Origin of the sequence: Deinococcus frigens DSM 12807 (assembly GCF_000701425.1) — a bacterium.
Classification (GTDB): domain Bacteria; phylum Deinococcota; class Deinococci; order Deinococcales; family Deinococcaceae; genus Deinococcus; species Deinococcus frigens.
In genome coordinates this window covers 1-1309 of the sequence record NZ_JNIW01000145.1, presented here as the reverse complement: position 1 = coordinate 1309, position 1309 = coordinate 1, and the positions used below count along the sequence as shown (strand labels likewise).

The following is a 1309-nucleotide window of genomic DNA, read 5'->3' as shown; positions in this document are numbered from 1 at the left end:
AGAACTGGAGGCCAACAGTGGTCTCAGTAACCGGGGTGTGCAACTCCTCGGGGCGGGCTTCATCGTGCCGCGTCAGACCGCGCGTGGTCCTGATACGGGGCGCAAAGAAACCGACGCTGCCGACCTGGGCCTGGGCCGCATCCTTGGTCTGGAGCAGCACATCCGCGAGTACCGTAACGGGCGTGACTTGACTGCGCGCCCGCGCGACGTGATGGTGATCGACCTACTCGGATTGAGTGAAAACGATGTGCGCGAGCGCTACCCGGAGGTCTATCAACATGTGTTCCTGACTGTGAAACCGGAGCGTGACGCGAACAACCGGGCGTCGTACCGGGACAATTGGTGGATCTTTGGCGAACCGCGACGCGCCTTCCGACCGGCACTCGAAGGTCTGCCCCGCTACATTGCCACCGTGGAAACTAGCAAGCACCGCTTCTTTCAGTTCCTCGATGCAAGCGTGCTGCCTGATAACAAGCTCGTCGTTATCGCGCACGACGACGCCTACGTACTCGGGGTGTTGAGCAGCCGCATCCACATGGTCTGGGCTTTGGCACAGGGCAGCCGTCTTGGCGTTGGCAACGATCCGGTATACGTAAAGTCACGCTGTTTTGAAACATTCCCTTTCCCGGAGGCCAGCCTAGTACAGCGGTCCACCATCCGAGCGAAGGCTGAGGAACTTGACGCACACCGCAAAGCACGGCTGGCACAGCATCCGAAGTTGACCGTGACCGACATGTATAACGTGCTCAACAAGGTACGCGCGGGCGAGACGCTGACCGCCAAGGAGCAGACGATCCACGGTCAGGGGGTGATCGTCGTACTCGGCGCGCTGCACGACGAACTTGACGTGCTGGTGCAGGACGCATATGCCTGGACGAGTGCCCTCACCGCACAGGAGGTATTAGCTCACTTGACGGCCTTAAACGCTGCTCACCATCAGAATGAACTTCAAGGACGGGTAAAGTATCTACGACCCGAATACCAGGATGCTTGCGATGACACGATGCGCAATTTAGAGATGGATGTCAAACCGTTGGCCGTGCGCGCTCATCTAGACGATGCTTTCCCGAAGAAGCTTTCCGAACAAATTGTGGCCGTAAGGGATGTTCTCCGACATGCGGCTCAGCCCCTTACCTCTTTGCAGGTGGTGCAATCTTTCAATGGTGCTAGGCCGTCAGTAATTACTGATCTGCTTGAAACATTGGTTCTCCTTGGACAGGTCAGGCTGACCCCAGGCGACAGCGGCATAATCCGCTACGCGGTTTAAGGCTCCATCGACTGTTTTCCTGTTATGCATCCCGCCCACCTC

The 1309-nt window shown here is 58.0% G+C and carries 1 protein-coding gene; it reads left to right on the top strand.

The features are described 5' to 3' along the window. On the top strand, positions 1–1267 hold a 1267-nt coding region (locus tag Q322_RS24005; RefSeq protein WP_034419456.1), incomplete at its 5' end, for a type IIL restriction-modification enzyme MmeI. Between the last annotated feature and the right edge of the window lie 42 nt (positions 1268–1309).